The sequence below is a fragment of the Spirillospora sp. NPDC046719 genome, assembly GCF_040645715.1.
Taxonomy (GTDB): Bacteria; Actinomycetota; Actinomycetes; order Streptosporangiales; family Streptosporangiaceae; genus Spirillospora.
Genome location: NZ_JBEYYT010000714.1, coordinates 1 through 3,256, shown reverse-complemented (window position 1 = coordinate 3,256; position 3,256 = coordinate 1). Strand labels below are relative to the sequence as shown.

Below are 3,256 nucleotides of genomic sequence, written 5' to 3'. Positions count from 1 at the left end.
TTCCCTCCCCGACGCTCTTCCGATCTACGCCCCGGTCCCGCGAACTCGCCCGCGAGGCGGGCGTGCCGGTGACGCCCGGCACGCCGGGACCGGTGACGCCCGCCGGGGCCGAGGCGTTCGCGCGCGAGCACGGGCCGGTGATGCTCAAGGCGCTGGCGGGCGGCGGCGGGCGCGGCATGCGCGTCGTCGCCGAGCCCGGCGACATGGCGGAGGCGTACGAGCGGTGCCGTTCCGAGGCGCTCGCCTCCTTCGGGAACGGCGACCTGTACGCCGAGAAGCACGTGCCCCGCGCCCGTCACATCGAGGTGCAGATCGCGGGCGACGGCTCCGGTGCCGTCACCCACCTGTGGGAACGCGACTGCAGCGTCCAGCGGCGCAACCAGAAGCTGGTGGAGATCGCCCCCGCGCCCGCGCTGCCGCCGCACCTGCGGGACGCGCTGCTGGACGCCGCCGTCCGCATGGCCGCGCGCGTCCGCTACGACGGCCTCGGCACGTTCGAGTTCCTCGTGTCCGGCGAGGAGTTCTGGTTCCTGGAGGCCAACCCGCGGCTTCAGGTCGAGCACACCGTCACCGAGGACGTCACCGGCGTCGACCTGGTGAAGGCGCAGATCCGGCTCGCGCTGGGCGAGGACCTCGCCGGGGTCGGCCTCGCCGCGCCGCCGCCCGCGCACGGCTGCGCCGTCCAGGTGCGCGTCAACACCGAGACGATCGGCGCGGACGGCGCGCCGCACCCGCACGCCGGGACCCTCACCGCGTTCGCGCCGCCGACCGGCCCCGGCGTCCGCGTCGACACCTACGGGCATCCCGGCTACCGCACCAGCCCCCGCTACGACCCGCTGCTGGCGAAGGTCGTCGCCCGCGCGGAGGACCTGCCGTCCGCCGCCGCCCGCGCCCACGGCGCGCTCGGCGAGTTCGAGATCGCGGGCGTCGCGACGAGCATCCCGCTGCTGCAGGGCGTCCTGCGGCATCCCGAGTTCACCGCGGGCGGCGTGACCACCTCGTTCCTCGCCGACCACCTTCCGGAGCTGCTGCGCAGTGAGCACCGCCGGTTCTACGTTCCCGCGACGGAGGAGGCCGCCGCGCCCGTCGCAGCGGTGCCCGACGCGCCGCCCGGCACGGTCGCGGTGGCCGCGCCCATGCAGGGCACGGTGGTGAGCGTGGAGGCCGCCGAAGGGGACCTCGTCCGCGCGGGCGCGCCGGTCCTGATCCTCGAGGCGATGAAGATGGAGCACGTCGTCCGGGCGGGGGAGGCGGGCGTCGTCCGCGCCCTCGCCGCGGCGCCCGGCACCACCGTCGCCGCGGGCGCGCCGCTGCTGTTCCTCGAACCCGCCGAGGCCGACGGCGACCACGCCGACGACGAGGCCGAGGCCGACCTCGACGCGATCCGCGCCGACCTCGCCGAGACGATCCGGCGGCACGAGATCGGGCTGGACGCGGCCCGTCCCGACGCGGTCGCCAAGCGGCACGCGCGCGGCCACCGCACCGCGCGGGAGAACATCGAGGATCTCTGCGACCCCGGCACGTTCGTGGAGTACGGCGCGCTCGCGATCGCGGCGCAGCGGCAGCGCCGGTCCCTGGACGACCTCATCGAGCGCACGCCGGCCGACGGCATGGTCTGCGGCCTCGGCGACGTCAACGGCGGCCAGGCCGTGGTGATGTCCTACGACTACATGGTGCTGGCCGGGACGCAGGGCCACCACAACCACCGCAAGACCGACCGGATGCTCGACCTCGCGCGGCGGCGCCGCCTCCCGGTCGTGCTGTTCGCCGAAGGCGGCGGCGGGCGCCCCGGCGACACCGACACCTCGATGGTGTCCGGCCTCGACGTGACGACCTTCCACGCCATGGGCCGGCTCAGCGGCGCCGTCCCGTCCGTCGGGATCGCGTCCGGGCGCTGCTTCGCCGGGAACGCCGCCCTCCTCGGCTGCTGCGACGTCATCATCGCCACCCGCGACGCCAACATCGGCATGGGCGGGCCCGCGATGATCGAGGGCGGCGGCCTCGGCGTGTTCGCCCCCGAGGAGATCGGCCCGATCGCCGACCAGGAGCCCAACGGCGTCGTCGACATCGCCGTCGAGGACGAGGCGGAGGCCGTCGACACGGCCCGCCGCTACCTGTCCTACTTCCAGGGCCCGGCGGACGAGTGGACGTGCGACGACCAGCGGATCCTGCGGCACGTCATCCCGGAGAACCGGCTGCGCGCCTACGACGTCCGCCGTGTCATCGGGCACCTGGCCGACACCGGGTCGGTGCTGGAGCTGCGGCGGGCGTTCGGCGTCGGGATCATCACCGCGCTGGTGCGGATCGAAGGCCGCCCCATGGGGCTCATCGCCAACGACCCGGCGCATCTCGGCGGCGCCATCGACCGCGACGCCGCCGACAAGGCCGCCCGCTTCCTGCAGCTGTGCGACGCGCACGGCCTGCCCGTGGTGTCGCTGTGCGACACCCCCGGGTTCATGGTCGGCCCGGACGCCGAGCGCACCGCGACCGTCCGGCACTTCAGCCGGATGTTCGTCACCGGCGCGAACCTGAGCGTCCCGCTCGTCACCGTGGTCCTGCGCAAGGGCTACGGGCTCGGCGCGCAGGCGATGGCGGGCGGCGGGTTCAAGGCGCCGCTCGCGACCGTCGCGTGGCCGACCGGCGAGATCGGCGGCATGGGCCTGGAGGGCGCCGTCCGGCTCGGGTTCCGCAAGGAGCTCGCGGCGGCCGAGGACCCGAAGGCGCTGTTCGAGACGATGGTCGCCGCCGCCTACGAGCACGGCAAGGCGCTCAACGCCGCCACCGTGTTCGAGCTGGACGACGTGATCGACCCGGCCGGTACCCGCCGGCTCGTCACCACGGCGTTCGCGTCCGCACCGCCCACCGCGGACCGGCCGCGGCGCTGGGTGGACACCTGGTGACCGGGGCCGGTCCCGCGAGGTAGGCGGCCCGGACGCACGGGTCGGCGCGGACCTCGGCGGGCGGCCCGGCCGCGATGACCCGGCCGCCGTCCAGCACGAGCAGGACGTCGCACACGCCGAGCACCGGCTCCAGGTCGCGCTCGGCGACCAGCACCGCGACGCCCTCGGCGGCGAGATCACGCAGCAGCACCTCCAGCGCCCTGGCGCGGCGCTCCGGCAGGTCCGCCCACGGATCGTCCAGGAGCAGCACGGCGGGCTCGGCGGCCAGCGCGCGCGCCAGCCCGGTCAGGCGCGCCACGCCCGGCGGCACGTCCCGCTCCGGCAGGTCGGCGAACTCGGCGATCCCCACGCGGGCC

Annotated in this window: 2 protein-coding genes; one reads left to right on the top strand and one right to left on the bottom strand. The window is 75.8% G+C overall.

The features are described 5' to 3' along the window. Positions 1-2,900 (top strand): acetyl-CoA carboxylase family protein (locus ABZ914_RS49085; RefSeq protein ID WP_500201477.1); only part of this gene is annotated, 2,900 nt, incomplete at its 5' end. Here the strand turns inward: ABZ914_RS49085 and ABZ914_RS49080 are convergent. Further along, positions 2,833-3,256, bottom strand: a 424-nt coding sequence (locus ABZ914_RS49080; protein WP_500201476.1) for an ABC transporter ATP-binding protein C-terminal domain-containing protein, incomplete at its 5' end; no start/stop codon positions are given. The genes ABZ914_RS49085 and ABZ914_RS49080 overlap by 68 nt on opposite strands.